Origin of the sequence: Rhizobium sp. ERR 1071 (assembly GCF_007828675.1) — a bacterium.
Taxonomy (GTDB): Bacteria; Pseudomonadota; Alphaproteobacteria; order Rhizobiales; family Rhizobiaceae; genus Rhizobium; species Rhizobium dioscoreae.
The window spans coordinates 680,972-704,668 of record NZ_VITM01000004.1 but is presented as its reverse complement, the minus strand read 5'-3'; the positions used below and the strand labels follow the sequence as shown (position 1 = coordinate 704,668).

At 58.9% G+C, this 23,697-nt stretch carries 24 protein-coding genes; 14 read left to right on the top strand and 10 right to left on the bottom strand.

All coding sequences use genetic code 11. The features are described from left to right. The first annotated feature begins 94 nt into the window (after window positions 1-94). The 3 genes from FBZ99_RS17915 to FBZ99_RS17905 all read left to right on the top strand — a co-directional run bounded on the left by FBZ99_RS17915 (window position 95) and on the right by FBZ99_RS17905 (window position 2,419). The gene (locus FBZ99_RS17915) at window positions 95-652 is read left to right on the top strand and encodes a GNAT family N-acetyltransferase (protein ID WP_113351173.1); all 558 of its coding nucleotides are present in this window, start codon (window positions 95-97) and stop codon (window positions 650-652) included. A gap of 82 nt (window positions 653-734) precedes the next feature. Then, window positions 735-1,694 (top strand): acetylxylan esterase, encoded by a 960-nt coding sequence (locus FBZ99_RS17910; protein WP_113351172.1) that lies wholly within the window; start codon window positions 735-737, stop codon window positions 1,692-1,694. After that, window positions 1,691-2,419 carry an esterase family protein gene (locus tag FBZ99_RS17905; protein WP_145634150.1) on the top strand — a complete coding sequence of 243 codons (729 nt, stop codon included), beginning with the start codon at window positions 1,691-1,693 and terminating at the stop codon, window positions 2,417-2,419. The genes FBZ99_RS17910 and FBZ99_RS17905 overlap by 4 nt, the downstream gene beginning before the upstream one ends. 21 nt (window positions 2,420-2,440) lie before the next feature. Here the strand turns inward: FBZ99_RS17905 and FBZ99_RS17900 are convergent, their stop codons facing one another. Further along, on the bottom strand, window positions 2,441-2,629 hold the full coding sequence (locus FBZ99_RS17900) for a hypothetical protein (protein WP_113332651.1): 189 nt from the start codon (window positions 2,627-2,629) through the stop codon (window positions 2,441-2,443). Between the two features lie 354 nt (window positions 2,630-2,983). Here FBZ99_RS17900 and FBZ99_RS17895 point away from each other — a divergent pair, with 354 nt between their 5' ends. Further along, entirely contained in the window at window positions 2,984-5,320 is a 2,337-nt protein-coding gene (locus FBZ99_RS17895; RefSeq protein ID WP_145634148.1) for a glucose/quinate/shikimate family membrane-bound PQQ-dependent dehydrogenase, read from the top strand. A gap of 47 nt (window positions 5,321-5,367) precedes the next feature. On the opposite strand, the gene FBZ99_RS17890 is transcribed toward FBZ99_RS17895, so the two are convergent. The 6 genes from FBZ99_RS17890 to FBZ99_RS17865 form a co-directional block, all read right to left on the bottom strand. Further along, window positions 5,368-6,654 (bottom strand): DUF763 domain-containing protein, encoded by a 1,287-nt coding sequence (locus FBZ99_RS17890; RefSeq protein WP_113351204.1) that lies wholly within the window; start codon window positions 6,652-6,654, stop codon window positions 5,368-5,370. A 108-nt stretch (window positions 6,655-6,762) separates the two neighbouring features. After that, a complete protein-coding gene (locus FBZ99_RS17885) occupies window positions 6,763-7,506 on the bottom strand; it encodes an aspartate/glutamate racemase family protein (RefSeq protein WP_145317753.1) in 744 nt (247 codons plus the stop codon). Window positions 7,507-7,510: 4 nt separating this feature from the next. Then, window positions 7,511-8,332 (bottom strand): ABC transporter permease, encoded by an 822-nt coding sequence (locus tag FBZ99_RS17880; RefSeq protein ID WP_069615545.1) that lies wholly within the window; start codon window positions 8,330-8,332, stop codon window positions 7,511-7,513. Between the two features lies 1 nt (window position 8,333). Further along, complete coding sequence (locus FBZ99_RS17875; protein ID WP_113332656.1) at window positions 8,334-9,245, bottom strand: ABC transporter permease; 912 nt, start codon at window positions 9,243-9,245, stop codon at window positions 8,334-8,336. 69 nt (window positions 9,246-9,314) lie between these two features. Continuing rightward, window positions 9,315-10,613 carry an ABC transporter substrate-binding protein gene (locus FBZ99_RS17870; RefSeq protein ID WP_113332657.1) on the bottom strand — a complete coding sequence of 433 codons (1,299 nt, stop codon included), beginning with the start codon at window positions 10,611-10,613 and terminating at the stop codon, window positions 9,315-9,317. Window positions 10,614-10,644: 31 nt separating this feature from the next. Further along, window positions 10,645-11,733 (bottom strand): ABC transporter ATP-binding protein, encoded by a 1,089-nt coding sequence (locus FBZ99_RS17865; protein ID WP_113351167.1) that lies wholly within the window; start codon window positions 11,731-11,733, stop codon window positions 10,645-10,647. Window positions 11,734-12,001: 268 nt separating this feature from the next. Here FBZ99_RS17865 and FBZ99_RS17860 point away from each other — a divergent pair, with 268 nt between their 5' ends. Together FBZ99_RS17860 and FBZ99_RS17855 are read left to right on the top strand one after the other, a co-directional pair. Next, complete coding sequence (locus FBZ99_RS17860; protein ID WP_113351203.1) at window positions 12,002-12,715, top strand: GntR family transcriptional regulator; 714 nt, start codon at window positions 12,002-12,004, stop codon at window positions 12,713-12,715. Between the two features lie 60 nt (window positions 12,716-12,775). After that, a complete protein-coding gene (locus FBZ99_RS17855; protein ID WP_233788769.1) occupies window positions 12,776-13,978 on the top strand; it encodes an amidohydrolase family protein in 1,203 nt (400 codons plus the stop codon). Between the two features lie 134 nt (window positions 13,979-14,112). Here FBZ99_RS17855 and FBZ99_RS33790 read toward each other — a convergent pair whose 3' ends face one another. Continuing rightward, window positions 14,113-14,247 (bottom strand): hypothetical protein, encoded by a 135-nt coding sequence (locus tag FBZ99_RS33790; RefSeq protein ID WP_257714007.1) that lies wholly within the window; start codon window positions 14,245-14,247, stop codon window positions 14,113-14,115. Window positions 14,248-14,610: 363 nt separating this feature from the next. Further along, window positions 14,611-14,874, bottom strand: coding sequence for a hypothetical protein (locus FBZ99_RS33470; RefSeq protein ID WP_113351164.1), 264 nt, complete (start codon window positions 14,872-14,874; stop codon window positions 14,611-14,613). A 194-nt stretch (window positions 14,875-15,068) separates the two neighbouring features. Here FBZ99_RS33470 and FBZ99_RS17845 point away from each other — a divergent pair, with 194 nt between their 5' ends. The 6 genes from FBZ99_RS17845 (at window position 15,069) to FBZ99_RS17820 (ending at window position 21,151) form a co-directional block, all read left to right on the top strand. Next, entirely contained in the window at window positions 15,069-15,764 is a 696-nt protein-coding gene (locus FBZ99_RS17845) for a FadR/GntR family transcriptional regulator (protein ID WP_113351163.1), read from the top strand. Next, a complete protein-coding gene (locus FBZ99_RS17840) occupies window positions 15,761-16,927 on the top strand; it encodes a PLP-dependent transferase (protein WP_113351162.1) in 1,167 nt (388 codons plus the stop codon). Before FBZ99_RS17845 ends, FBZ99_RS17840 begins: the two co-directional genes overlap by 4 nt. Before the next feature lie 41 nt (window positions 16,928-16,968). Then, window positions 16,969-18,228, top strand: coding sequence for an ABC transporter substrate-binding protein (locus FBZ99_RS17835; RefSeq protein WP_113332662.1), 1,260 nt, complete (start codon window positions 16,969-16,971; stop codon window positions 18,226-18,228). Window positions 18,229-18,318: 90 nt separating this feature from the next. Beyond that, window positions 18,319-19,254, top strand: coding sequence for a carbohydrate ABC transporter permease (locus FBZ99_RS17830; protein WP_113351202.1), 936 nt, complete (start codon window positions 18,319-18,321; stop codon window positions 19,252-19,254). Window positions 19,255-19,257: 3 nt separating this feature from the next. Then, window positions 19,258-20,088: a carbohydrate ABC transporter permease gene (locus FBZ99_RS17825; RefSeq protein WP_145634146.1), complete on the top strand. Its 831-nt coding sequence runs from the start codon at window positions 19,258-19,260 to the stop codon at window positions 20,086-20,088. Between the two features lie 4 nt (window positions 20,089-20,092). Then, the gene (locus tag FBZ99_RS17820) at window positions 20,093-21,151 is read left to right on the top strand and encodes an ABC transporter ATP-binding protein (RefSeq protein ID WP_113351160.1); all 1,059 of its coding nucleotides are present in this window, start codon (window positions 20,093-20,095) and stop codon (window positions 21,149-21,151) included. Window positions 21,152-21,173: 22 nt separating this feature from the next. On the opposite strand, the gene FBZ99_RS17815 is transcribed toward FBZ99_RS17820, so the two are convergent. Further along, window positions 21,174-22,319, bottom strand: coding sequence for a M24 family metallopeptidase (locus tag FBZ99_RS17815; protein ID WP_145634143.1), 1,146 nt, complete (start codon window positions 22,317-22,319; stop codon window positions 21,174-21,176). Between the two features lie 224 nt (window positions 22,320-22,543). On the opposite strand from FBZ99_RS17815, the gene FBZ99_RS17810 reads away from it, so the two are divergent. Both FBZ99_RS17810 and FBZ99_RS17805 read left to right on the top strand, forming a co-directional pair. Next, window positions 22,544-22,771, top strand: coding sequence for a DUF1127 domain-containing protein (locus tag FBZ99_RS17810; protein WP_113351158.1), 228 nt, complete (start codon window positions 22,544-22,546; stop codon window positions 22,769-22,771). 68 nt (window positions 22,772-22,839) lie between these two features. Continuing rightward, entirely contained in the window at window positions 22,840-23,691 is an 852-nt protein-coding gene (locus tag FBZ99_RS17805) for a helix-turn-helix transcriptional regulator (RefSeq protein ID WP_113351157.1), read from the top strand. Window positions 23,692-23,697: the final 6 nt, after the last annotated feature.

Below are 23,697 nucleotides of genomic sequence, written 5' to 3'. Positions count from 1 at the left end.
ATTCATCGATGGAGATGCGGCGCAGCCTGCCGCCCTGTCAAAGATTGGGCGCGATCGCGCCATCGAGATCAATCCGTTCGTCCCTGGGAGAACGATGCTTACTCTGGAAACCTCCCGGCTCGTTCTCAGGCCTTGGCAGGATAGCGACCGCGCTCCTTTTGCAGCCGTAAACGCGGATGCGCAGGTTCGGCAATATTACTATCCGAGCCTGCTCACGGCTGCCGAGACAGATGAACTGATCGATGAAGCCAACGCGCAGTTGGCCAACGAAGGTTTCGGCTTCATGGCCGTCGAGCGGAAAGCCGATGGCGCACTGATTGGCGGCGCGGGTCTTTCACGCCCTGGTCCGGAAGTTCCGGGCGATTTTCCATTGGAGATTGGTTGGATTCTGGGGCGTGCATACTGGCGGCAGGGTTACGCGGCGGAAATCAGCCGGCGTTGCCTGGATTTCGCCTGGCAGGAACTGCAGGCTGATTGTGTGATCGGCTATACCTCGGCGATCAACATTCCTTCCCGCCGCGTGATGGAGAAAATTGGCATGATCTATGTCGAGGGCGGTGATTTCGATGACATCACCGTGCCGCCAGGCCATATTCTGCGACCGCACGTGCTCTATCGCATCGACCGTCCCAAGCAGAAAATCCATGAATGAACAGGAGTAAGCCGCTCCGAAAGCCTGCGGATCGGCCATCCCTATTCTTGCGTTCCCCGTCCTCTCACGCGAAATATTTGCCATGAGCATACCGACATCCCACCCCTTCGATTTTGATCCGACCTATGGCATGCAGCTTGCACAGTTGCAGGCGATAGAGACGCCGGAAGCCCCGGCGGGCTTCGACGATTTCTGGCAGCAGCGCTACAGGGCGGCTCTCGCCGTCGATCCGCAACCCAAGCTTCGCCACAGCAAGCTGCGCCACGACAATTGGCACGTCTTTGATATCAGCTACGCGTCGACAGGGTTATTTCAGATCAATGGCTGGCTGCTCATTCCCCGCAGCGGACAGGTGCGGCGCGGCCTCGTTGTCGGACACGGATATGGCGGAAGAGACCAACCGGAATTCGATTGGCCGGTAGAAGAAACGGCGATCCTTTTTCCCTGCTGCCGCGGGCTCTCCCTCAGCGCCAGCCCGAAAATCCCCTCGGATGCGTCGGGCCATGTCCTTTGCGGCATCGAAAGCCGCGATACCTATGTCATCGGCGGCTGCGTGGAAGACATTTGGCTCGCCGTCTCGACATTGGAGACCCTCTATCCCTGGCTTGCCGGCCATATCGGCTATAGCGGCATCAGTTTCGGTGGCGGCATCGGTGCCCTGGCAATTCCTTTCGATGCGCGGATCAGGCGCGGCCATCTCATCGTCCCGACTTTTGGCCACCGGCAGCTATGGCTGACACTGCCAACAGTCGGCAGCGCCCAATCGGTTCAGGCCTATCAGCAAAAGCACGGCACCGTTCTTGAGACACTGCGGTTCTTCGATGCTGCGATCGCCGCTCAGCGTATCACTGTGCCGATGCTTGTCGCACCCGCGCTTTTCGATCCCGCCGTCGCGCCACCCTGCCAGTTCTCTGTCGCAAATGCGCTGCAGAAATTTAACGAAATCTTCATTCTGGATGCCGGTCACTTCGATTATACTGGCGGCGAGCAGCAGAACGCAATTCTGCGAGACAAGGTCGGGCAATTCTTCAAGGTGCTATGAACCGCGAATACCTATGCTGGTACAGTCCTCGGCTGCATCGCGACATGGAGTTGCTGGTGTTCGGCCATGCCGGCGCCAAGGTATTGGTATTTCCCACCCGCGACGGTCGCTTCTGGGAATATGAGCAGGTCGGCATCGTCGCCAGCCTCGCGGACAAGCTGAATGCCGGACAGCTTCAGCTCTACTGCATCGAGGGACTGGCAACCGAAACCTTCTACGGTTTCCATCGCCATCCGGCCGAGCGCATTCGCAGACATAACGCTTTCGAGGAATATATTCTCAACGAAGTCCTGCCGCTGATGGCGCAGAAGAACGGGCACGAGTGCACCATTGTTCACGGCTGCAGCCTCGGCGCTTTCCAAGCCGCGAGTCTGGTTTTTCGCCACCCTCACCTCTTCCGCAAGCTGGTCGTCTTTTCCGGCCGTTACGACCTGACGACGAATGTCGAATCCTTCACGGATCTATTCGACGGTTATTACGACGACGATATCTATTTTCACACCCCGACGCATTTTCTGCCGAGACTTGCCTGCGAACGGCGGTTGGAGAGCCTGCGCCAGATCGACATCGTGATGGCGATCGGAGATGCCGATCCCTTCCTCGACAACAATCGGTATCTGAGCCACTTGCTAGCCGACAAGCGGATCGATCATCGGCTGCATGTATGGGATGGGCGCGCCCATCAGGCAGGCGCATGGCGGCGAATGGCGCCGCTCTACATCTAGCGAAAGCGCGTTTCCGGTCGCTCAAGCAAGCCCGACCGGGATCGGCCGTAGCACCTTGTGCGTGCCGTAATCACGCTCGTGAGATTTGCGATGCTGCCGTTCGGAGCTTGCGGAAAACTCGACAAGAATACGTTCCATCATGCCATCCGGATAAGTGCCGGTGTCCTCGGTTGCTACTTCCGATTGGGCAGTCACGATCTTCATATTCATTTATAGTCCTCCGGCTCTGCACGGAAACCCTTGATTCCAATATCTGTTCCATTAGTATCTCAACAATTGTTAAAAAATTAACTACGTTCGTTAATCAAATCAGTCCACAGATCCTAAAGCTTGAACGGGTGAGTGGATTGGAACATTCTCGCAATCGTGACGTTCAGTCTCTGATTTGATTAGGGGGATTGATGAACCGATCCAAATCGCCCTGGGCGTGGCTCCTCTCGTTGCCGGCGAAACTACAGACACCGATTTCGTTATAGCCAGCCGTCGAGGTCCGGAGGGACTTCGCGCGAGTTTGCAAGCCTTCGAGTAATCACTGTCTCATCGACGGTTAGATTGGAGCAGATCATGGCCCTCGTAATCACATCGATCATCCTCGCACTTATCGGTCTGGCGCTCGGCGGCGGTGGGCTGTGGCTTGCACTGCTCGGTGGAAGCCTTTTTTATCTTTTGGCCGGTCTTGCCTTCCTGGTAACCGCCATCCTGCTTTATACGCGGAAAGCCGCCGCGCTCTGGTTCTACGCGATCTTCGTGCTGGCAGCGCTTGGATGGGCGATATGGGAGGTCGGTTTCGACTGGTGGCAACTCGGCCCGCGCGGCGGGTTGATCATTCTGATCGGTCTGTGGCTATTGATACCATGGGTCCGGCGCCCGCTGGGCTTTCGCAGCCTGGACGGCGTTCACTACGGGGCCAATCCCTGGCCGCTCGCGATCCCCTTGATCATCGCCATCCTAGTAGCCGTCTATTCGATGACGACAGATCCACATGATCTCTCCGGTAATCTGCCAACGACAATGGCTGCGAATGCCCCGATGGGCGGCGATGTGCCGGATGGTGAATGGCATCAGTATGGCAGAACCTCCTTCGGCCAGCGTTACTCGCCCCTCGATCAGATCAATGCGCAGAATGTCGCGAACCTCAAAGAAGTCTGGCGCTATCAGACCGGCGATGTGAAGCGTCCCGACGACATTGGCGAGACGACCTATCAGGTCACGCCGCTGAAGATCGGCGACACGCTTTACATCTGCACACCCCATAGCCTGGCGATCGCCATCGGTGCGACGGACGGCAAGGAAAAATGGCGCTACGATGCCAATGCCGGCATGAACCCCAACCGACAGCATCAGACCTGCCGCGGCGTCTCCTATTACCATGACACGGCAGTTGCCGCGGGAGCGCCGTGTGCCGATCGCGTCTATCTGCCGACCTCGGATGCCAGGCTGATCGCGCTCGATGCCGCCAACGGCAAGGTTTGTCCGAGTTTTGCCAATCAGGGCACCCTGCATCTTGAAACCGGCATGAAATACAATCCGGCGGGCTATTATTATTCGACCTCGCCGCCCGTGATCGTCGCCGACAAGATCATTATTGGCGGCGCGGTAAACGATAACTATTCCACCCAGGAGCAATCCGGCGTCATCCGCGCCTTCGATGCCCGGACGGGCGCACTGCTCTGGAACTGGGATTCGGGCAATCCCGATCAGACGGCGCCGCTGCCTGCCGGGCAGACGTATACGACCAACTCACCGAATAGCTGGTCGGTTTCAAGCGCCGACGAAAAGCTCGGCATGGTTTATGTTCCGCTTGGCAACCAGACGCCCGACCAGCTTGGCATGGGCCGCAGCGCCAATGTCGAACGCTTCTCCTCATCGGTTGTGGCGCTCGATATCAATACCGGCCAGCTCAAATGGGTGCAGCAATTCGTCCATCACGATCTCTGGGACATGGACGTGCCGGCCCAGCCCGTGCTCGTCGATCTGACCAAGGCCGACGGCAGCACGGTTCCTGCGCTGGTTGCCTCGACCAAGCAGGGCGATATCTACGTGCTCGACCGCCGTACCGGCGCGCCGATCATTCCCTTCAAGGAAATTCCGGCTCCCGCCGGCACCATTCCGGAAGATCACGCCTCACCGACACAGCCGATCTCCGATCTGACCTTCTCGCCGCCGCCCTTACAGGAAAAGGACATGTGGGGCGTTTCGCTGTTCGATCAGCTCGCCTGCCGTATCGCCTTCCATGAGCATCAATATGAAGGCCGCTACACGCCCCCGTCGCTGCGCGGCTCCATCATCTTCCCCGGCAATTTCGGCACCTTCAACTGGGGCAGCGTCGCCGTCGATCCCGAACGGCAGATCATGTTCGGCATGCCGACTTATCTCGCCTTCACCTCGAGACTCGTGCCGCGCGCCGAGATCCCGCCGAAGGGAGCCGGCGACAAGGGTAGCGAACAGGGGCTGAACCGAAACGAAGGTTCACCCTATGGCGTCTATATGGGGCCGTTCGTCAGCCCGCTCGGCATCCCCTGTCAAGCACCGCCTTGGGGCTATGTCGCCGGTGTCGATCTGAAGACCGGCAAGATCGCCTACAAGCATAAGAACGGCACCGTTCACGATATGACGCCGCTGCCCCTTCCCTTCAAGGTCGGCGTTCCCGGCATTGGCGGGCCGATCGTCACCAAGGGCGGAGTAGCATTCCTGGGGGCAGCCGTGGATGATTATCTCAGGGCATATGACGTGACGACCGGGAGACAACTCTGGCAGGCGCGTCTACCGGCGGGTGGCCAGGCAACGCCGATGACCTATACCGCCAGCGACGACAAGCAATATGTCGTCATGGTGGCCGGTGGTCACGGTTCTGTGGGAACAAAACCAGGCGACTATGTGATCGGCTATACGCTGCCATGAGTCGATGATGGAGCGGCGCTAAGCCGCTCCCTTCTGCCGTACCCGGCTTAGCTCTTCGAAGAGCGGAGGCCGCCCTCGGCACCATCGTCCTCGGCATCCACGGGAGGCTCCCAGCCGAAAACGCTGCGGCCGCCATAGGAGAAGGAGCGGTCGAATTCGCCCGCTACGATCTCCTTGAGATCGGGGCCGGTGACATAGCGCTCCAGTATTCTCGATTGGTCATCCAGGCGCTTCAGCGCAGACAATTCTTCGTCGCGACCGAGACGCCCTTTCCTGACCGCCGATTTCATCACATTGATGGTCTCGTCATAGACCTTCAGCGGCACCGGAAAGGGATGCCGGTCCTTGCCGCCATGGGCGAGCGAGAAGCGCGCGGGATCGGAGAAGCGGCAAGGTGCGCCGTGAACGACTTCAGCGACCATCGCCAAAGCTTTTACAGTGCGTGCGCCGACGCCGGGCGTCAGAAGCAGATCCTCGAAATCCACCGGACCACGATCGGCAGCCGCAGCAAGATTTCCGTGCAGGCGCCGCATGTTCACATCTTCCTGACGCACGTCGTGATGTGCCGGCATGATAAGATATGGCAGCATCGGTTGCGCTTCTTGTTTGCCGATTGCTGGAACTTTCCCTTCCAGAGCGTTGAATTCGCGGACGATTTTATCCGGCCCCAGGGAAGCGAGCAAATCCAGCTGACCGTCGCGGGAGTGGCCGGCGCGTCGATCGGCGAGATTAATGATCTCGCCCTGCTCGCGCCCCTCGATGGCAGAGTGTGGCGAATCCAGGAAGTTCGTCAAACCCTCCGATAGCCAATGATACCGCCGCGCCTGCCGCCGTTCATCGTTCATGCCCTGCTGGATGACGACCCACTTGCCGTCATCGGCGACGATGAAACCATGCAGATAGAGATCGAAGCCATCCTGCACGGCCGCGCTATCCACCTTCGCGATCAGCCGGCTTTTCATGGCAAGGGACGCGCCGTCGAGGCCGACGCGATCGCCGATATGGATGAGCTCGTCCGGCGTCTTGCGCGACTGCGCACCGCGGCCGCCGCAAACGTGGATTCCGAGTTCGCCGGAAAGCGGCGTCAGACCGCGCTTCAAGGCACCGAGAACGCTTGTCGTGATCCCCGAGGAATGCCAGTCCATGCCCATGACGGCGCCGAAGGACTGGAACCAGAAGGGATTGGCGAGACGGCGAAACAGCTCGTCACGCCCATAATGCTGCACGATCGCTTCGGTAATGACAGCGCCCAGGCGCGTCATGCGATCGCCAAGCCAGCGCGGTACGCGTCCGCCATGCAGGGGAAGATCAGCTTTGCCGGCTCTCTGTGCCAAATCCACGACTCTCGTTCTTTACCGAGACATTGTAGTCCCGGCAGCGAAGATATGCCAATCGCAACGCTTAGCGATCATTGGAGGTGGTACTGTTGGATTGTGATGAGATTAGGCCAATACCGGTGCCGGTGCAAAATCCTGCATTGCCCCCGAAAAGGGCTTTGGCAATGGCGAGGCGTAGGAACTGCGCTTGCTGGTGGATAGTCCCAGAGACACCAAAGCTTCGGCCTGCTTGACCGCTGCGGCGACACCATCCACGACCGGGACGCCGTAAATCGACTGTAGTTCTCTTGCCAGATCGGTCATCCCGGCGCAGCCGAGGACGATGGCTTCTGCTCCGTCTTCGGCAAGCGCGCGCTCGATTTCCGCCCTCAGCTTTCCGATTGCACCCGAAGACGAATCTTCAAGCTCGAGCACAGGGATGTCGGAGGCGCGAACCTTTGCCCGCGCGCCCATGCCATAACGATGGACAAGATTGTCGATGAGGATGCGTGACCGCTCGAGCGTCGTCACCACGCTAAAGCGCTGTGCCAGGAAGCCGGCCGTCGCGACGGCCGCCTCGCAGAGACCGACGACCGGAACGTTGCAAAACATGCGTGCGGGCTCCAGGCCGGTGTCGTCGAAGCAGCAGATGATCGCGGCGTCATAACCTTCAGCCTGCCTCTCCTTCAGCTCGCGCAGCATGCCGGGCACGGCAATAGCTCCATCGTAATAGCCCTCGATCGAAGCCGGCCCCATCTGCGAGGTGGCGGCGATGATCTCGGTGCCGGGGCCTGCTACGGCACGCGCAGCGATGGCCGCCTTCTCCGTCATGGAAACGGTGGTGTTCGGATTGATGAGCAGCAGGCGCATGATCTCAACTTTTCTTGGCTTGACGGCGGCCGAGCATGGTCATGACCGCAAGCGCCAGCAGAATGATGGTGAAGGAAAAGAGCGTCGTCACCGTCCCGAGCGCATAGAGCACCGGCGTCGTGACGTTCGTCGTCATGCCGTAGATCTCGAGCGGCAGAGTGTTGTAGGTGCCCGATGTCATCAGGGTGCGAGCGAACTCGTCGTAAGACAGCGTGAAGCCGAAGAGGCCGACGCCGATCAGGCTCGGTGCGATCATCGGCAGCACGACATGACGGAAGGTTTGCCAGGAGCTGGCGCCAAGATCGCGAGCGGCCTCCTCATAGGCCGGCGAAAACCGGTTGAAGACTGCAAACATGATCAGCACGCCGAAAGGCAAGGTCCAGGTCAAATGCGCGCCGAAGGCAGAGGAATACCAGGCCGGCGCAATGCCGCCCTGCTGGAAGACGACGCCGATCCCGAGCGAGATGATGATGGATGGGACGACGAGGCTCGCAACCGTCGCATAGAACAGGAATGTCGATCCGCGGAACCGGCGGCGAAAGGCTAGCCCTGCCAGCAGCGACACAACGACGGTGACGATCATGACCATGACGCCAAGGATCAGCGAGCGCTGGAACGAGGCGCCGAAATCGCCGACCGCCTGCTTCTCAAAAAGATTGGCGAACCAATGCAGTGAGACGCCATTCAACGGGAAGGTCAAGCCGCCATCCGGCCCCTGGAAAGACAGGATGATGACCGCCGACAGTGGGCCATAGAGAAACAACACGAAGATCGTGAAGAAGATCGCGAGAACATAAAATTCCAGGCTGCGCTTTTCACGGTTCATCCTAGAGCTCCTTGCGGATATCGACGATACGCAGGATGGCGGCAACCATCAGCAGCACGACGATCAGCAGCACGACCGCATTGGCGGCTGCGGCCGGATATTGCAGCAGCGACATCTGGTTCTTCATCATCAGCGCGATGGATGCGCTTTGGCCGCCCGACATCACCTGCACGGTGGAAAAATCCGCCATGACGAGCGTGACGACGAAGATGCTGCCGATCGCCATTCCGGGCTTGGCAAGCGGGATCACCACATTCCACAACACCTGCCATCCGCTGGCGCCGGCATCGCGCGCGGCTTCAAACAGCGAACGGTCGATACGCATCAGCGTGTTGAAGATCGGAGTGACCATGAAGAGCGTATAGAGATGGACCATGGCGAGCACGACGGCGAAATCGGAATAGAGCAGCCATTCGATCGGCTGCGGGATGAGGCCCATCTCGATCAGCGTCGAATTGACCAGCCCGTTGCGCCCGAGAACGGGTATCCACGAGATCATGCGGATGATGTTGGATGTCATGAAGGGCACGGTGCAGACGAGGAAAAGGATCATCTGCGTCGAGGTGCGGCGAATATGGAAGGCAAGAAAATAGGCGACCCAGAAGCCGATGAAGAGCGTCAGCGCCCAGACAATTGCTGTGAATTTCAATGTGTTGAGGTAGGTTTTCCACGTAACCCACGAACCGAGCGTATCGGTATAATTCGTGGTCAGGAATGCCGGATAAAGGCCAGCGAAATCATAATCCCAGAAACTGACGACGCCGATCATGGCGATCGGTAACAGGAAGAAGAAGCCGAGAATGAGAAACAGCGGCGTTGCCTGCAGATAAGCAACGGTCCAGCCGGGCACGGCGAAGCCGCGTCGGGCCTTTTGAGTTTCCTGCTCCGCATCCGAGGAAGCGATTGTCGCCATAGTCCGGCTTCTCCATTGATAGGATCCTCCCCCCGTATCGGACGGGGAGAGGAAATGATCGATCGCAGCTTAGGCAGCGATGAATTCGTTCCAGCGACGAACCATGTAGCGGTCCTCGTCCATGACCGAGTTCCAGCAGGCAACCGCACCCATGCGGGTTTCGAAGGAACCGCCGTCGCGAACGGCGCCGGCCTTCTCCATGACCTTGCCTTCCGGAGAGAGGATATCGCCCTGCGCCGGCTTGCCCTCGATCCAGTAGCCCCATTCATCGGCCGACATGAAGTTCTTGGCCGTTTCCATGCAGGCGGAATAGTAGCCCTGGCGGTTGAGATAGCCGCCGACCCAGCCGGAGGTGTACCAGTTGATATATTCATAAGCCGCGTCGAGCTGCGCACCCTTGAGATGCGAGGCAAGGCCGAGACCGCCACCCCAGGCGCGATAGCCCTCCTTGAGCGGCTGGAAGGTGCAGGCAATGCCCTTGGAGCGGACGGCAGCAACCGCGGGCGACCACATGGACTGGATGACCACTTCGCCTGATGCCATCAGGTTGACGCTTTCGTCGAAGGACTTCCAGAAGGCACGGAACTGGCCATCGCCCTTGGTCTTGATCAGGAAGTCGATCGTCTTGTCGATTTCCGCCTTCGTCATGTTGCCCTTGTCGGCATATTTGATCTTGCCGGCGGCTTCCATGATCATCGCGGCATCCATGATGCCGATCGACGGGATGTTGAGGATCGCGGTCTTGCCCTTGAAGGCAGGATCGAGAATATCGGCCCAGCTGTTGATCGGACGGCCGGTGAGGTCCGGGCGGATGCCGAGCGTATCGGCGTTGTAGATGGTTGGAACCATCGTCATCCACTGCGTCGGCTCCTTGGCGAACTTCTTGGAGCCCTGTCCTTCGACGAAGCCGACGGTGTGCGGCGCCGTGCCCTGCGCAATGACGCTATCCGGCTTCAGCTTGCCGGTGATGAAGAGCGGCACGATCTTGTCGTAATATTTCAGCTTCTTGACGTCCATTGGCTGCAAGACGCCGGTCGGGAAGACCTTTTTGGCGATCCAGTATTCGATGTCGGCGATGTCATAGCTGTTCGGCTGCGTCACCGCACGCTGCGCGGCGGCATCGGAATCGGTCGCGGTCATCTCGAGCGTGATGCCGAGATCGGCCTTGCACTTCTCCGCAATGGCATTGATGTTCGAAACGCCGGTACCGAACTGGCGCAGCGTGATGTTCGATTGTGCCCAGATGGTCGGAAAACCGGTGATTACGCCGGAGCCGGCCATAGCGCCGAGAGCGGCAGCGCCGGTCTTCAGCAGCGAGCGGCGGGAAATGCCCTTCGTGGTCTTCTCAGTCCTGGTTTCAGTCGTCATGTCAGTTCCCCTTTTTTAATGCTTCGGATTTTCATGCGGATATACGGCCGAGAAGGATTGCATCCTTCTGAGCCCAACTCAGTGAGACAGCATCGCCAACGGTGAGCGATTTAGTCGCATCGTCGTCATTGCTTGCGATGACGGTGAAATCGTCGCTGCCAGCACCGATAACGGTGATCTTCAGCGTTGCGCCGCGATATTCGATATTGGAGACGACGCCGTTGAAGCCCAGCCCTTTGTCCGATGGCGGCGAAAGCCGGACGCGGTCGGTGCGGACCGCGATATCGACGGCTTCGCCGACGGCCCGACCTGACCCGTTTACCGAGAAGCCCTGCCCTTCAGGCACGGTCATGGTGATCAAGCCTTCTTCGCTCGACGTTACGCGGCCGGACAAGACATTATGATCACCCATGAAGCGGGCAACGAAGGCCGTTGCGGGGTGTTCGAACACCTCCCGCGGCGATCCTGCCTGCTCGATCCGGCCGTCATTCATGATGACCATGATATCGGCAAGCGCCATCGCCTCTTCCTGGCTATGCGTGACATGGACGAAAGTGATGCCGAGCGACTTCTGCAGCTTCTTCAGTTCTGCGCGCATGCGGATCTTCAGGAAGGGATCGAGCGCCGAAAGTGGCTCGTCGAGCAGCAACGCTTCCGGATCGGTGATCAGGGCGCGGGCAAGCGCGACACGCTGTTGCTGGCCGCCTGAAAGTTGGGCCGGACGGCGTGTGGCGTAGGCTTCCATCTGCATCAGCTTCAGCATTTCGAGCGCCTTTGCGCGGCGCTCTTCCTTGGCAACGCCCTTCATCTTCAGGCTGAAGGCGACATTGTCGATAAGATCCAGATGAGGAAACAGCGCATAGGACTGGAACATCATCGCCGTGCCGCGTTTGGCGGGCGGGAAATCGGTAACTACGGTATTGCCGAGCCTGATATCGCCGGAGGAAATCCCCTCGTGACCAGCAATCATGCGCAAGGTCGATGTCTTGCCGCAGCCGGAGGGGCCGAGGAAACAGCAATAGGAACCCGCCGGTATCTTCAGGCTGATCGCATGGACAGCCGTGGTCGTGCCGTAGACCTTCGAAACGGACACTATATCGATCTCTGCCGCTTTCGACATCATCTTCCCCTTTGGTTTGGGAAAGACACTGCATCAATCGTGCCAGTTTTGTCGGAGGTTGACTAACCGGCTGGAATTTCTGAATTTTTTCTCCGCAAAGAAATTTTGCCTTCTGATAGGCAATTAGGAATCTGCACAGGAAATAGGCTATTGTGCGCGATTTATGCAAAATATTGTATACATTTTATCGGCTTATTTGCATCAGATTTCGTTTAACTTCCGCGCGAAACCTGTCTATCATTGCAGCCAGTTACTCAGGCTACCGATCATGAACTCTTCAACAGATGCGCTTTTGACGCCCAGCGACGCCACCGATAGCGGCGCGCAACAAATCCGCGAGGCCATTCGCGACGCGATCGTGGAGCGGCGGCTCGCACCGGGCACGAAACTGTCCGAGAGCGATGTTGGCGCTCTCTTCAACGTCAGCCGGACACTGGCACGTGCTGCCCTGCAGGCTCTTTCCTATGAAGGGCTCGTCAGCGTCGAGAAAAACCGAGGCGCTTTCGTCGCCTATCCATCGCCAGAGGAAGCCCGACAGATATTCGCCGCGCGCCGCCTGGTCGAACCGGGGATAGTGCGATCGGCGGCCGAACACATCACCGCGGCCCAGCTCGCACAGCTCCGGCAGCTCCTCGTGGAAGAAGGCCGCCTTATGGGAGAGCGGGGTCAATCCGCGCGCCGGGCCGAGATCAAGGCCTCGGGCGACTTCCATCTGATGCTGGCGGCCATTTCCGGCAATCTCATCATGCAGCGCTTCATGGAGGAGCTTGTTGCTCGCTCCTCGCTGGTGATTGCACTTTATGGACAGTCAAGCGCCTCCAGTTGCGGCCATTCCGAGCATGGGGACATCATCACCGCGCTGGAGCGCAAGGATGTCGACACGGCCTGTCATCTCATGCTGCATCATATCGCGCATATCGAAGCCGATCTTGACCTACGTGAGCGCAAAAGCTTCGGCCTGAAAGAGGCTTTCGAGCGGTAGGACATCCGCTGCCCAGGCATTTCGCGCGCGACTGGTGGCCATCGATTCATGGAGAAAAAATTGAGCACGATCGAAACTCTCTTTACCCGGGCCAAACTTGCCGACGGTTCCATCAAGGACATCGGCGTCACGGGCGGGCGGATCGTGTCGATGACCGAGACTGGAGCACCGATTTCTGCCTTCCAGCTCATCGACCTTGAAGGTGCCCTCGTCGTGCCGAGCTTCGTCGAAGGGCATATTCATCTCGACACCAGTTTTTACGGTGATGCCTGGATACCGCACAAGCCGTGCGCCAACGGCTTCGACGTCCACGAACGTGTTGCCTTCCAGGCGCAAAACATGGCGCAGGCCGCGCCGATGGACGAAAGGGCCAGAAACCAGCTCGAACTCTGCATTGCCAACGGCAGCACGCATATGCGCAGTCATGTCATGGTGGACGGTTCCGTTGGACTGAAATCGCTGGAGACCGTGCTTGCCGTGCGCGAAGAATACCGCGACCTGATCGACATCCAGCTCGTTGCCTTTCCGCAAAGCGGCATTCTGAAGAGCCCCGGCACGCCGAAGCTCTTGGACGAGGCGATCGCCTTGGGAGCTGACCTTGTGGGCGGGCTCGATCCGGCAAGCTTTGACCGCGATGTCGAAAAACATCTCGATGTGGTTTTCGGCGTCGCCGAGAAGCATGGCGTCGATGTGGACATCCATCTTCATGACGGCGGCACGCTCGGCCTCTTCACCATCGAGCAAATCTGCGCCCGCACGCGTAAGCTTTACATGGGCGGGCACGTCGCGATCAGCCACGCCTACGGACTTGGCGATCTCTCGATCGAAGCGGCCAAGCGCGCTGCGGCCCTGATCGCCGAGAGCGGTGTCTCCATCATGACCAACGCACCCGGCGCCCATACCTTCCCGCCCGTCGCCCTGCTTCGGGCTGCCGGCGTCACTGTTTTCAGTGGCAGTGACAATATTCGCGACTCCTGGTGGCCGTATGGCGACGGCGACATGCTGGGTCGCGCCATGATGATCGGCTATCGGTCCGGCTTCTATACCGACGAAGAATTGAAGGTTGCCTTCGATGTCGTGACGGAAAGCGGCGCCAAGGCCCTGCTCCTGGAGGGTTATGGCTTGAAGATCGGCGCCAAAGCCGACTTCGTTACCTTGAAGGCGGAGCATATTCCCGAGGCGGTCGTCGCGGTGCCGAAAGGACGCGCGGTCTACAAGGCGGGCAAACTCGTCGCCAAAGATGGGACCGTCCTGCGGCGCTGATCAGGCACCAGGACTACGAATCGGTGAGCCTGCTAGAGCAACTCCAGGAAAAGTGTGCAGCGATTTTCCGTCCGGAATTGCGTGAAAACAAAGAGTTAGAGCGGTTCAGGTATTCCGTGAAAACCCGAACCGCTCTAGCGCTTTAGCTCTCTCTCGAATTTCTCGATCTGCTGCAGAACCCATGGGTCGTCGGCGGAATGTTGGATCGTTTCCTGTTCCGGCCGCCGTCTGCGGCGTATCCAATCGATGAAGGCGCGAAGCAATCGCATGTGGGTATCCGAGTTTTTCAGTATCTGCGAGGCCCGGCAGCCAGGCTCGAAAACCAATAGAAGCCGGGCCTCGACGACCGCAAGGCGTTGCGGTGATTGCCTTTTTGCCCGTGGGAAAATGAACGCTGGCTGAATATATTGCACGGCACGATAGTTTCCTCGCATCTTTGCAGCCACTAGGAGAGAGCCTGGAAACCAATCTCATTTCACGAATGAAGAGCTTTTTTACTTGAGCGTACCGCTATCGGCAAAACTGACCTAGCCGGGAGAGAAGACGACCGTTAGACAATGCCGCGTCGCTTCCGATTTCCCCGGAGCGGCACAAGCTTAGCCTCGCCTGTGCGGGGCTTTTTTCTTTTCGGCCTATGCTTTGCTGCGCCGCGGCTCGCCGCCCGGTGCATAAATCGTGTCCTGCTCGAAAGGAAATACCGAGCCGCACCGGCAGCGCACCATATGCTTGCGCGGATCGGTCGATGGCCGTTCCGTGGAAAAGCCGCGCGGCATCTCGTCTATCTTGAAATCGCGGCTCGTCGCCCGCCGATCGTCAGTTTCGGACACTTCGGCGAAGCCGGTATGGTCGCATTTCGCGCATTCCAGCTTCCGTGAATATCGATCTCTTGCGGCCATTCTCTTCCAGCCCGGGACTCACAACACGTTCCTTCTATCAGTGCTGCCGGTGCTCTTGAAGGCCGCAAACAACCTTCGTTACCGCTCGCTTTCCGTCCTTAAAAATTTGAGGGCTGGAAAAATGACCGTGCCAAGAAAAAGATATTGACCTGATGGCAGATGTCAGACCAATTTACTGTCCCATGACAAAACCCATGCTTACCCCTCTTCCTTCCATCGACCGGACGCAGCAAGTCATCGAGGCGCTGTCGACCTTCATCGAATCGTCCAAGCTGCAGGCAGGCGACCGGCTTCCGACCGAGCGCGAGTTGATGACCGCGCTTTCCGTGGGGCGCTCCACCATTCGCGAGGTGATCACCTATTTCCAGGCGCTCGGCGTCATGGAGACGCGCAAAGGCAGCGGCACCTATTTGCTGAAGCCGGTTTCGAAGGCGACGATCCATATGCCGCTTTCCTTCAACCCGTCACATCTGCGCGATGCGCTGCTGCAGACGCTGGAGGTCCGCCGCGGCATTGAATGCGAGGCCGGCATGGTGGCTGCGAGAAAGCGCACCGACGAAGACCTCGTCATCATCGAAGAGAAACTCAACGAGATGGAGCGCGTCCATATGGCCAAGGGCACATCCGGGCCTGAGGATCTTGCCTTCCATCTTGCCGTCTATGACGCCACGCATAACCCGCTGTTCCGGCAGCTTCTCGAACAGATGAGAGAAACCTTCGAGCGCTTCTGGGAGCATCCTTTCGATCGGCAGGATTTTGCTCGCCGCTCCTTTCCCTATCACCGCACGCTGTTCAACGCGATCGTCGACCAAGATCCCGAGGCAGCGCGCGCCGAAACATTGAAAATTCTCGACGTGGTCGAGGAAGACATCAAGGAAATGTCCAAATGACTGACGGGTTAGAGCCGTTCGAACTTGCCTCCCTCATCACCGCTCATGATGACGGCAACTTCGCCGATGCCGTGGTGCCGCCGATCTTCCAGACCTCGCTTTTTACCTTCTCCAGCTATGACGAGATGATCGCCTCCTATCGCGGCGAAAAGGTGCGGCCTACCTATACGCGCGGCCTCAATCCGACGGTGCGCCTGTTCGAGGAGATGCTGGCAAAACTCGAAGGCGCAGAAGATGCGCTCGGTTTTGCCAGCGGCATGGCCGCGATATCGTCGGCTGTTTTAAGCTTTGTCGAACCGGGCGACCGTATCGTTGCGGTCAAGCATGTCTATCCCGATGCCTTCCGTCTCTTCGGCACGGTTCTGAAACGCATGAAGGTCGAGGTGACCTATGTCGACGGCCGCGATGAGGAAGCCGTCTCCAAGGCGCTTCCCGGCGCAAAGGTCTTCTACATGGAAAGCCCGACGAGCTGGGTCATGGAAGCGCATGATGTCGGTGCGCTTGCCGCACTCGCCAAGCAGCACGGCGTCGTCTCGATGATCGACAATAGCTGGGCAACGCCTTACTTCCAGCAGCCGCTGAAGCTCGGCGTCGATCTCGTCATCCATTCCGCCTCGAAATATCTCGGTGGGCACAGCGACGTGGTCGCCGGCGTCGTTGCCGGGTCGAAGGAGATGATCGCGCGGCTGAAGGCAGAAGCCTATCCTTACCTCGGCGGCAAGCTCTCACCCTTTGACGCATGGCTCCTGATCCGCGGGCTTCGCACGCTGCCGATCCGCATGAAGGCACACGAGGCAGCGGCCTTGACGATCGCCAAGCGGCTGCAGGAGCTCGATGTCGTCGAACAGGTCTGCCATCCGGGTCTCGCCAATCGGTTGCCGGCCGGCTTGAACGGCACCTCAGGCCTGTTTTCATTCATCTTCCGCGAAGGCGTCGACGTGCGTGCGTTCGTGGATCGCCTCAAGCTCTTCAAGCTGGGTGTGAGCTGGGGCGGACATGAGAGTCTGATCGTGCCGGGCGAAGTCGTGCTGCAGCAGAAGGCGCAGCCGAATTCGGCGCATACTTTTGGCATCAATCCGCGCTCCGTACGTCTCCATGTCGGCCTCGAAGGAACCGAGGCCCTGTGGAAGGAACTCGAGGAGGCAATCGCCGCCGCCTCGTGACATCGTCAATCTGAGAGGAAAATCCAAAAAGGGGAACCAACATGAAAAGACTGATAACGGCAGCACTCTTTACCGCTTTGATGGGCGGCACCGCTTTTGCCGATACGACTCTGAAGCTCGTGGAAGTCATCACCAGCCCGGAGCGCACCGAGACGCTCAAGTCGATCGTCGCAAAGTTCGAAGCCGCGAACCCAGGCACCAAGGTCGACATCATCTCCCTGCCCTGGAACGAGGCCTTCCAGAAATTTGCCACCATGGTCTCTGCCGGCGATACGCCCGACGTGATGGAAATGCCGGACACCTGGCTCTCGCTCTATGGCAATAATGGCATGCTCGAAAGCCTCGAGCCATACCTCGCCAAGTGGGAGCATACGAGCGAACTGACGCCTCGAGCGCTTCAGCTCGGCCGGGATGTCAAGAACACCGCCTATATGCTGCCCTACGGCTTCTATCTGCGCGCCATGTTCTACAACAAGAAGATCCTGAAGGACGCCGGCGTCGCCGAGCCGCCAAAGACGATGGACGAATTCGTCAAGGCATCCGAGGCGATCTCCAAGCTGCCCGGTAAGTACGGCTATTGCATGCGCGGCGGTCCGGGCGGTCTCAACGGCTGGATGATCTTTGCCGCTTCCATGGCCGGCGACAACAAGTACTTCAAGGATGACGGCACATCGACGATGAACAGCCCCGGCTGGGCCAAGGGCATCGAGTGGATGGTCGATCTCTACAAGAAGGGCTATGCGCCGAAGGATAGCGTCAACTGGGGCTTCAACGAAGTCGTCGCCGGCTTTTACTCCGGCACCTGCGCCTTCCTCGACCAGGACCCGGACGCTTTGATTGCCGTCGCCGAACGCATGAAAAAGGATGATTTCGGCGTCGCACCGCTGCCGAAGGGGCCGGATGGCAAGTCCTTCCCGACCATCGGTTATGCCGGCTGGTCGATGTTCGCGACAAGCCAGAACAAGGATCTGTCCTGGAAGCTGATCGCGACCCTTGAAGGTAAGGAAGGCAACCTGGAATGGAACAAGAAGATCGGCGCCTTGCCGGCCTATACGGCCGCGGAAAAGGACCCTTTCTATGCCGGCGATCAGTTCAAGGGCTGGTTCCAGGAACTGGCCGACAAGGACACCGTTCCCACCGTCATGCCGACCTATCTTGAGGAATTCGCCTTCTTCAAGGATTCCCTCGCCATCAAGACCTCGCAGCAGGCATTGCTCGGCGATATCTCGGCGAAGGATCTGGCCGACCAATGGGCCGATTATCTGACCAAGGCCCAGCAGAAATTCCTGGCCAAGAAATAGAACGTACATGCGGCGGCGGAGCGATCCGCCGCCATCTCTGCCCAATTGAAACAGACGGCGTTCGAACGCCGCGAATGGGAACTCTTGCAGATGACTTCGATCACCGACACGCTCGAGAGGCGCCACGACCGCAGGCCGTGGCTAAAGCGCCTCGCCGACGCCTCGGAGCCCTATCTCTACAGCGCCCCTGCCCTCATCCTCATCATCGCCGTGATGCTGGTGCCGCTGGCAATCGGCATATCCTACGCCTTTCGCGATATTCAACTGCTCAATCCGTTTTCCGGCGGCTTCATCGGCCTGGAACACTTTCGCGAGCTCTCCAAGGATAAGGCCTTCTACTGGGCACTGAAGAATACACTTTGGTGGACCGGTGCCTCCGTGGTGCTGCAGTTCATCTTCGGGCTGATCCTGGCACTTCTGTTGGACAAACCGTTTTTCGGCAGATCGATCGTTCAGGCGCTGGTATTCCTGCCCTGGGCCGTTCCTTCTTTCCTCGCCGGCCTCAACTGGTCCTGGCTGTTCAACCCGGTCATCGGACCGATCCCGCATTGGCTCTATGCTATGGGCCTGATGAGCGAGCCGGGCAATATTCTCTCCGATCCGAACTACGCGATGTGGGGGCCGATTGTCGCCAATGTCTGGTGGGGTATTCCTTTTTTCGCGATCACGCTCCTGGCAGCCCTTCAGGCGATCCCGCGCGATCTTTATGAGGCGGCTTCGATCGACGGCGCCGGCTGGTTCGAGCGCTTTCGTTCGATCACGCTTCCTTTCCTGGCGCCGACCATCGCCATCACGATCCTCCTACGAACGGTCTGGATCTCCAATTTCGCCGATCTGATCGTCGTTATGACCGGAGGCGGGCCGGCGGACCGCACGCAGATCGTCGCGAGCTATATCTTCACGCAAGCCTTCAAGCGGCTGGATTTCGGCTATGCCTCGGCCATTGCCCTGGTGCTGCTGGTCCTCCTGCTTGCCTATTCCATGCTGATCATCCTGCTGCGTCAGACCCTGCTGAACAAGGATTGAGCCATGAGACGATCCGTCCTTCCCACCATCGCCCATCGTCTGGCCATTCTTTGCTACGTGGTCTTCGCGCTCTTCCCGCTTTTCTGGCTGTTGAAGGTCTCGGTGACGCCGAATGATCTGCTCTATACCGAGGGTGTACGCATGTGGCCGTCGCGCACGACCTGGGAACACTATGCCTTCGTGCTGCAGCACAGTGACTTTCCGACCTTCTTCAAGAACAGCCTGATCGTCTCTGCCTCGACGGCGATCATGGTGACCATCTGTGCGTCGCTCTCCGGTTATGCGCTCTCGCGCTTCAATTTCCGCGCCAAATACTGGATCGTGGCGCTGATGCTGCTGACGCAGATGTTTCCACTGGTCATGCTGGTGGCGCCGATCTTCAAGATCCTAACGCCGCTGCACCTGACCAACAGCCTGACCGGCCTTGTCATCGTCTACACGGCCTTCAACGTGCCTTTCGCCACCTTCCTGATGCAATCCTTCTTCGATGGCATTCCGAAGGATCTGGAGGAGGCTGCCATGATCGACGGCGCGACGCAGTTCACCGCCTTCCGGCAGATCATCCTGCCGCTGACCTTACCCGGCATTGCCGCAACGCTCGGCTTTGTCTTCACCGCCGCATGGAGCGAGCTGCTTTTCGCGCTGATGCTCATCAACGGCATTCAAGCCGCGACATTCCCGGTCGGGCTTCTCACCTTCGTCTCGAAATTCTCGGTGGATTTCGGGCAGATGATGGCGGCGGGCGTCATGGCGCTCATTCCGGCCGCGCTCTTCTTCCTGCTTATCCAACGCTATCTCGTGCAAGGCCTGACGGCCGGCGCGGTCAAGGGTTAGTCATATGGCATCGATCGATATTCAGAACGTCAAGAAAGCCTACGGCCACGTGCAGGTGCTGCATGACATCGATCTCAGGATCAAGGATGGGGAGTTTGTCGTTCTTGTCGGCCCCTCGGGATGCGGCAAGTCCACCCTGCTTCGCATGATCGCCGGCCTTGAGGACATCAGCGGCGGCGAAATCCGCATTGCCGACAATCGTGTCAACGAGCTGCATCCGAAGGACCGCGACATAGCCATGGTCTTTCAGTCCTATGCGCTCTACCCGCATATGAATGTCGCCGGCAATATGAGCTACAGCCTGCGGCTGCGGAAGGTGGCCAAGGATGGCATTGCCAAGGCTGTCGCCAGTGCGGCATCCAAGCTCGGCCTCGATCCGCTGCTGGAGCGCCGTCCGAAGGCGCTTTCCGGTGGCCAACGCCAGCGCGTCGCCATGGGCCGCGCGATCGTGCGCCAGCCGAAAGCCTTCCTCTTCGACGAGCCGCTGTCGAATCTCGACGCCCGCTTGCGTGAGCAGATGCGAGCGGAAATCAAGAAGTTGCATGGCGATCTTAAAGCGACCTCGATCTATGTGACTCACGATCAGATCGAGGCGATGACGCTGGCGGACCGCATCGTTGCCATGCATGGCGGGGTGGTTCAGCAGGTCGGCAGCCCGCTCGAACTCTACGACCGCCCCGCCAATCTCTTCGTGGCCGGCTTCATTGGTTCGCCCGGCATGAACTTTCTCGATGCGACTTACGAGGGCAATGCCGTCAAGCTCAGGGATGGCACGCTCGTTTCGCTTCCGGCGCCGCTTAAATTAGTAACCGCTGCGAAGATCACGCTCGGCATTCGGCCTGAGCATGTCGTGTTATCGTCCAACCCGTCCGACATGACGGCCAATGTTGAACTCATCGAACCCACCGGCTTCGGCATCATCCTGCATCTTTCGCTGCACGGCCTCCCGTTCAAGGTATTCACCCTGGATCGCACCGCCCTGAGCACGGGAACGCAAGTGAACGTCTCCTTCCCGGCGCAGCATCTGCATGTCTTCGATGAGGATGGAAAAAGGGCGGCTTGACGGCCGCCCTGTCTGGAAATTCTCAGCTTGCAAACGGCTTCGTCGGTCCGCTGGATGGTTGCGTAAACCAACGCGGGCCGTCCGCCGTCATATAGATATGATCCTCGAGCCGGATGCCGAATTTCTTCGGAAAGACGATCATCGGCTCGTTTGAGAAGCACATGCCCGCCTGCAGCACGGTCGTGTTGCCGCGCACGATATAAGGCTCTTCGTGAATTTCGAGGCCAAGGCCGTGACCGGCGCGATGCGGCAGTCCCGGCAGCTTGTAGTCGGGGCCAAGCGAGTGTCTGGCGAGTACAGCGCGCGCCGCATCATCCAGGCTGGAGCAGGCAGCGCCCAGCTTTGCCGCGTCGAAAACGGCCTGCTGCGCCTCCCGTTCGATCGCCCATGCATCCTCGAAGGCGCTATCGCCGCTCTTCAGCTTGTAGGTCCGCGTCAGGTCGGAATGATAGCCGTCGATGCGGGTACCGGTATCCGCCAGAATCACGTCATCTTCGCCAAGCGTCTGATCGCCGTCGGCGCCGTGCGGCAGGGACGTGGCTTCGCCGAAGGATACGATGCAGAAGGTCGAGCCACCATCGGCACCTGCCTCGCGATGCCGCCGGTCGATGAATTCGACGACTTCCGACGCGCGAATTCCCGGCTTGAGCAAGGCATGAGCCTGTCTGTGTACGTCCAGCGTCAGGTTCATGGCATATTGAATAAGCGCAATTTCGGCCGGAGACTTGATGCGGCGCAGACCGTTGATGATCGGCCCGCCATTCACAAGCCTTTCAGCTCCAAGCTCGGTCGCCAGGGCGTTGTAGAAATAAAGCGGCATGCTGTCGTCGAGCGCCAAGATGCCGGCATTCCCGAGCAAGCGGGCGATCAATGCCGCGCTGCTCTCTTCCTCCTGCCATTCAACAATTTCCGCCGGCAGATGCGGCAGGGTTTCCACCCTGCTACGCTCAAAGCCCGGTACGATGTAGTAGAGTTCTGTCGGCGTCACCAATGCGCCGAGAAACCGCTCGCTCGCGTGCCAGACCAGACCGGTAAAGTAGCGGAGGCTTTCGGTCGGCCCGAGCAACATGCCGGCCAATCCCTTTGCATCGAGCAGCTTTCGAAGACTCGAAAGGCGCTGTTGTCTTTCCTCCGCGGTGATCCGGGGTACTGGATGTTGCCACGACATTCCTACTCTCCTTAATGATCGTCGCCCTGCATAGTGTGATTGTCGCAACATGCGGAGCAGAGCCGACACTATCGTTGCTGCAAGACTTATGTCGACAAGGAAAATACAAATATAATCACTTTCCCGAAAGGCTGCAGCCGCGTTCGATTGCTAAATTATCTGACAGCGCGAACACGGCTCCAGTGGTTCACTGCTCTCATCGAAGCAACCGATGGAGTATCGCCATGCAAGCCACAAACATCATCACCTCTTCCGAACCGGCCGGCGCTTTCCGCAAGGCTCGACGCTCGCCTTTTTCGGCGTTGCAGGACCTTGCACGCACGCTCGCACGCAAGATGGTCGAGCGCAGGAACCGCAATGCGCTTCTGGAACTGTCGGACGATCAGTTGAAGGACATTGGCCTTTCCCGAGGCCAGAAGGGGAGCGATGTTCATATTTATAGTCGCTACTAAAAATGGCGCAGGATGTGCTAAGCTCCGCTGGTGCGACGGGCGTTAACGCCGGGATGGGGAAGTTCGGCATGTCAGAAATTTCGACCGCCTTGCTGCTGAAGACGAAAACCGTGGTCATCCGCGATATCGTCTGTAACGGCGAATGCCGGCATAAGAGCGGAGAGGAATGCGCCCACAAGACGAGCCTCGTCTATCCCTATCGTGGCGTCTTCAAGCGCCACGTCGGCCAGATTGATACTGTTGCGGAAGCAAACCAGGTGTTGTTCTTTAACAACGGACAGGAATATCGAATCAGTCATCCTGTTGACGGCGGTGATTCCTGTCTCGATCTTAGTATAGACGAGAGCGTTCTTCAGGAGCTTGCACCGAAGGAACAGGTTCAATCCGGTGAAAGCGTTATCTTTCGCCGCCAGCGCCGACGCATCGATCCGCGCGCACAGGCGCTTGTGGCTATGCTTCGCCATGGGCTCAGCCGCAATATAGCCGAGAGCCTTGAAGGCGAAACACTGGCGTTGACTTTGGTGCGCCGTTCTCTGGGCGAGCGGACATCGCATGCGGCCGGCGCAAGTTCCGGCCGGCAGAAGCTCGTCGACCGGGCAAAGCTCGTTCTGTCGTCCGATCTTGCACGGCGCTGGACGCTTGCAGAGATCGCCAGGGATGTCGGCGTCTCGCCCGTCTACCTGACACAGGTCTTCCAGCAGGTAGAAGCCATTCCGCTTTATCGCTATCAGCTGCGGTTGCGGCTGGCCCGAGCGCTAGATCTCCTCGGCGTCTATGACGACCTGACCATGCTCGGGCTCGATCTCGGCTTTTCCAGCCACAGCCATTTCAGTGCAGCATTCAAACAGACCTACGGGCAGACACCGGCGGAATTTCAGCGTTCGGCACAATTGAAGCCCAAGCGTTATGCGGTTCGCTAAAGATTC

Coding starts and splice junctions, on each gene's coding strand:
- FBZ99_RS17880 (WP_069615545.1), bottom strand. CDS start 8,332: ATGAACCGTGAAAAGCGCAGCCTGGAATTTTATGTTCTCGCGATCTTC.
- FBZ99_RS33470 (WP_113351164.1), bottom strand. CDS start 14,874: ATGGCCGCAAGAGATCGATATTCACGGAAGCTGGAATGCGCGAAATGC.
- FBZ99_RS17895 (WP_145634148.1), top strand. CDS start 2,984: ATGGCCCTCGTAATCACATCGATCATCCTCGCACTTATCGGTCTGGCG.
- FBZ99_RS17835 (WP_113332662.1), top strand. CDS start 16,969: ATGAAAAGACTGATAACGGCAGCACTCTTTACCGCTTTGATGGGCGGC.
- FBZ99_RS17845 (WP_113351163.1), top strand. CDS start 15,069: ATGCTTACCCCTCTTCCTTCCATCGACCGGACGCAGCAAGTCATCGAG.
- FBZ99_RS17915 (WP_113351173.1), top strand. CDS start 95: ATGCTTACTCTGGAAACCTCCCGGCTCGTTCTCAGGCCTTGGCAGGAT.
- FBZ99_RS33790 (WP_257714007.1), bottom strand. CDS start 14,247: ATGCGATTGCTTCGCGCCTTCATCGATTGGATACGCCGCAGACGGCGG.
- FBZ99_RS17860 (WP_113351203.1), top strand. CDS start 12,002: ATGAACTCTTCAACAGATGCGCTTTTGACGCCCAGCGACGCCACCGAT.
- FBZ99_RS17910 (WP_113351172.1), top strand. CDS start 735: ATGAGCATACCGACATCCCACCCCTTCGATTTTGATCCGACCTATGGC.
- FBZ99_RS17905 (WP_145634150.1), top strand. CDS start 1,691: ATGAACCGCGAATACCTATGCTGGTACAGTCCTCGGCTGCATCGCGAC.
- FBZ99_RS17870 (WP_113332657.1), bottom strand. CDS start 10,613: ATGACGACTGAAACCAGGACTGAGAAGACCACGAAGGGCATTTCCCGC.
- FBZ99_RS17830 (WP_113351202.1), top strand. CDS start 18,319: ATGACTTCGATCACCGACACGCTCGAGAGGCGCCACGACCGCAGGCCG.
- FBZ99_RS17865 (WP_113351167.1), bottom strand. CDS start 11,733: ATGTCGAAAGCGGCAGAGATCGATATAGTGTCCGTTTCGAAGGTCTAC.
- FBZ99_RS17900 (WP_113332651.1), bottom strand. CDS start 2,629: ATGAATATGAAGATCGTGACTGCCCAATCGGAAGTAGCAACCGAGGAC.
- FBZ99_RS17805 (WP_113351157.1), top strand. CDS start 22,840: ATGTCAGAAATTTCGACCGCCTTGCTGCTGAAGACGAAAACCGTGGTC.
- FBZ99_RS17840 (WP_113351162.1), top strand. CDS start 15,761: ATGACTGACGGGTTAGAGCCGTTCGAACTTGCCTCCCTCATCACCGCT.
- FBZ99_RS17810 (WP_113351158.1), top strand. CDS start 22,544: ATGCAAGCCACAAACATCATCACCTCTTCCGAACCGGCCGGCGCTTTC.
- FBZ99_RS17820 (WP_113351160.1), top strand. CDS start 20,093: ATGGCATCGATCGATATTCAGAACGTCAAGAAAGCCTACGGCCACGTG.
- FBZ99_RS17815 (WP_145634143.1), bottom strand. CDS start 22,319: ATGTCGTGGCAACATCCAGTACCCCGGATCACCGCGGAGGAAAGACAA.
- FBZ99_RS17875 (WP_113332656.1), bottom strand. CDS start 9,245: ATGGCGACAATCGCTTCCTCGGATGCGGAGCAGGAAACTCAAAAGGCC.
- FBZ99_RS17825 (WP_145634146.1), top strand. CDS start 19,258: ATGAGACGATCCGTCCTTCCCACCATCGCCCATCGTCTGGCCATTCTT.
- FBZ99_RS17885 (WP_145317753.1), bottom strand. CDS start 7,506: ATGCGCCTGCTGCTCATCAATCCGAACACCACCGTTTCCATGACGGAG.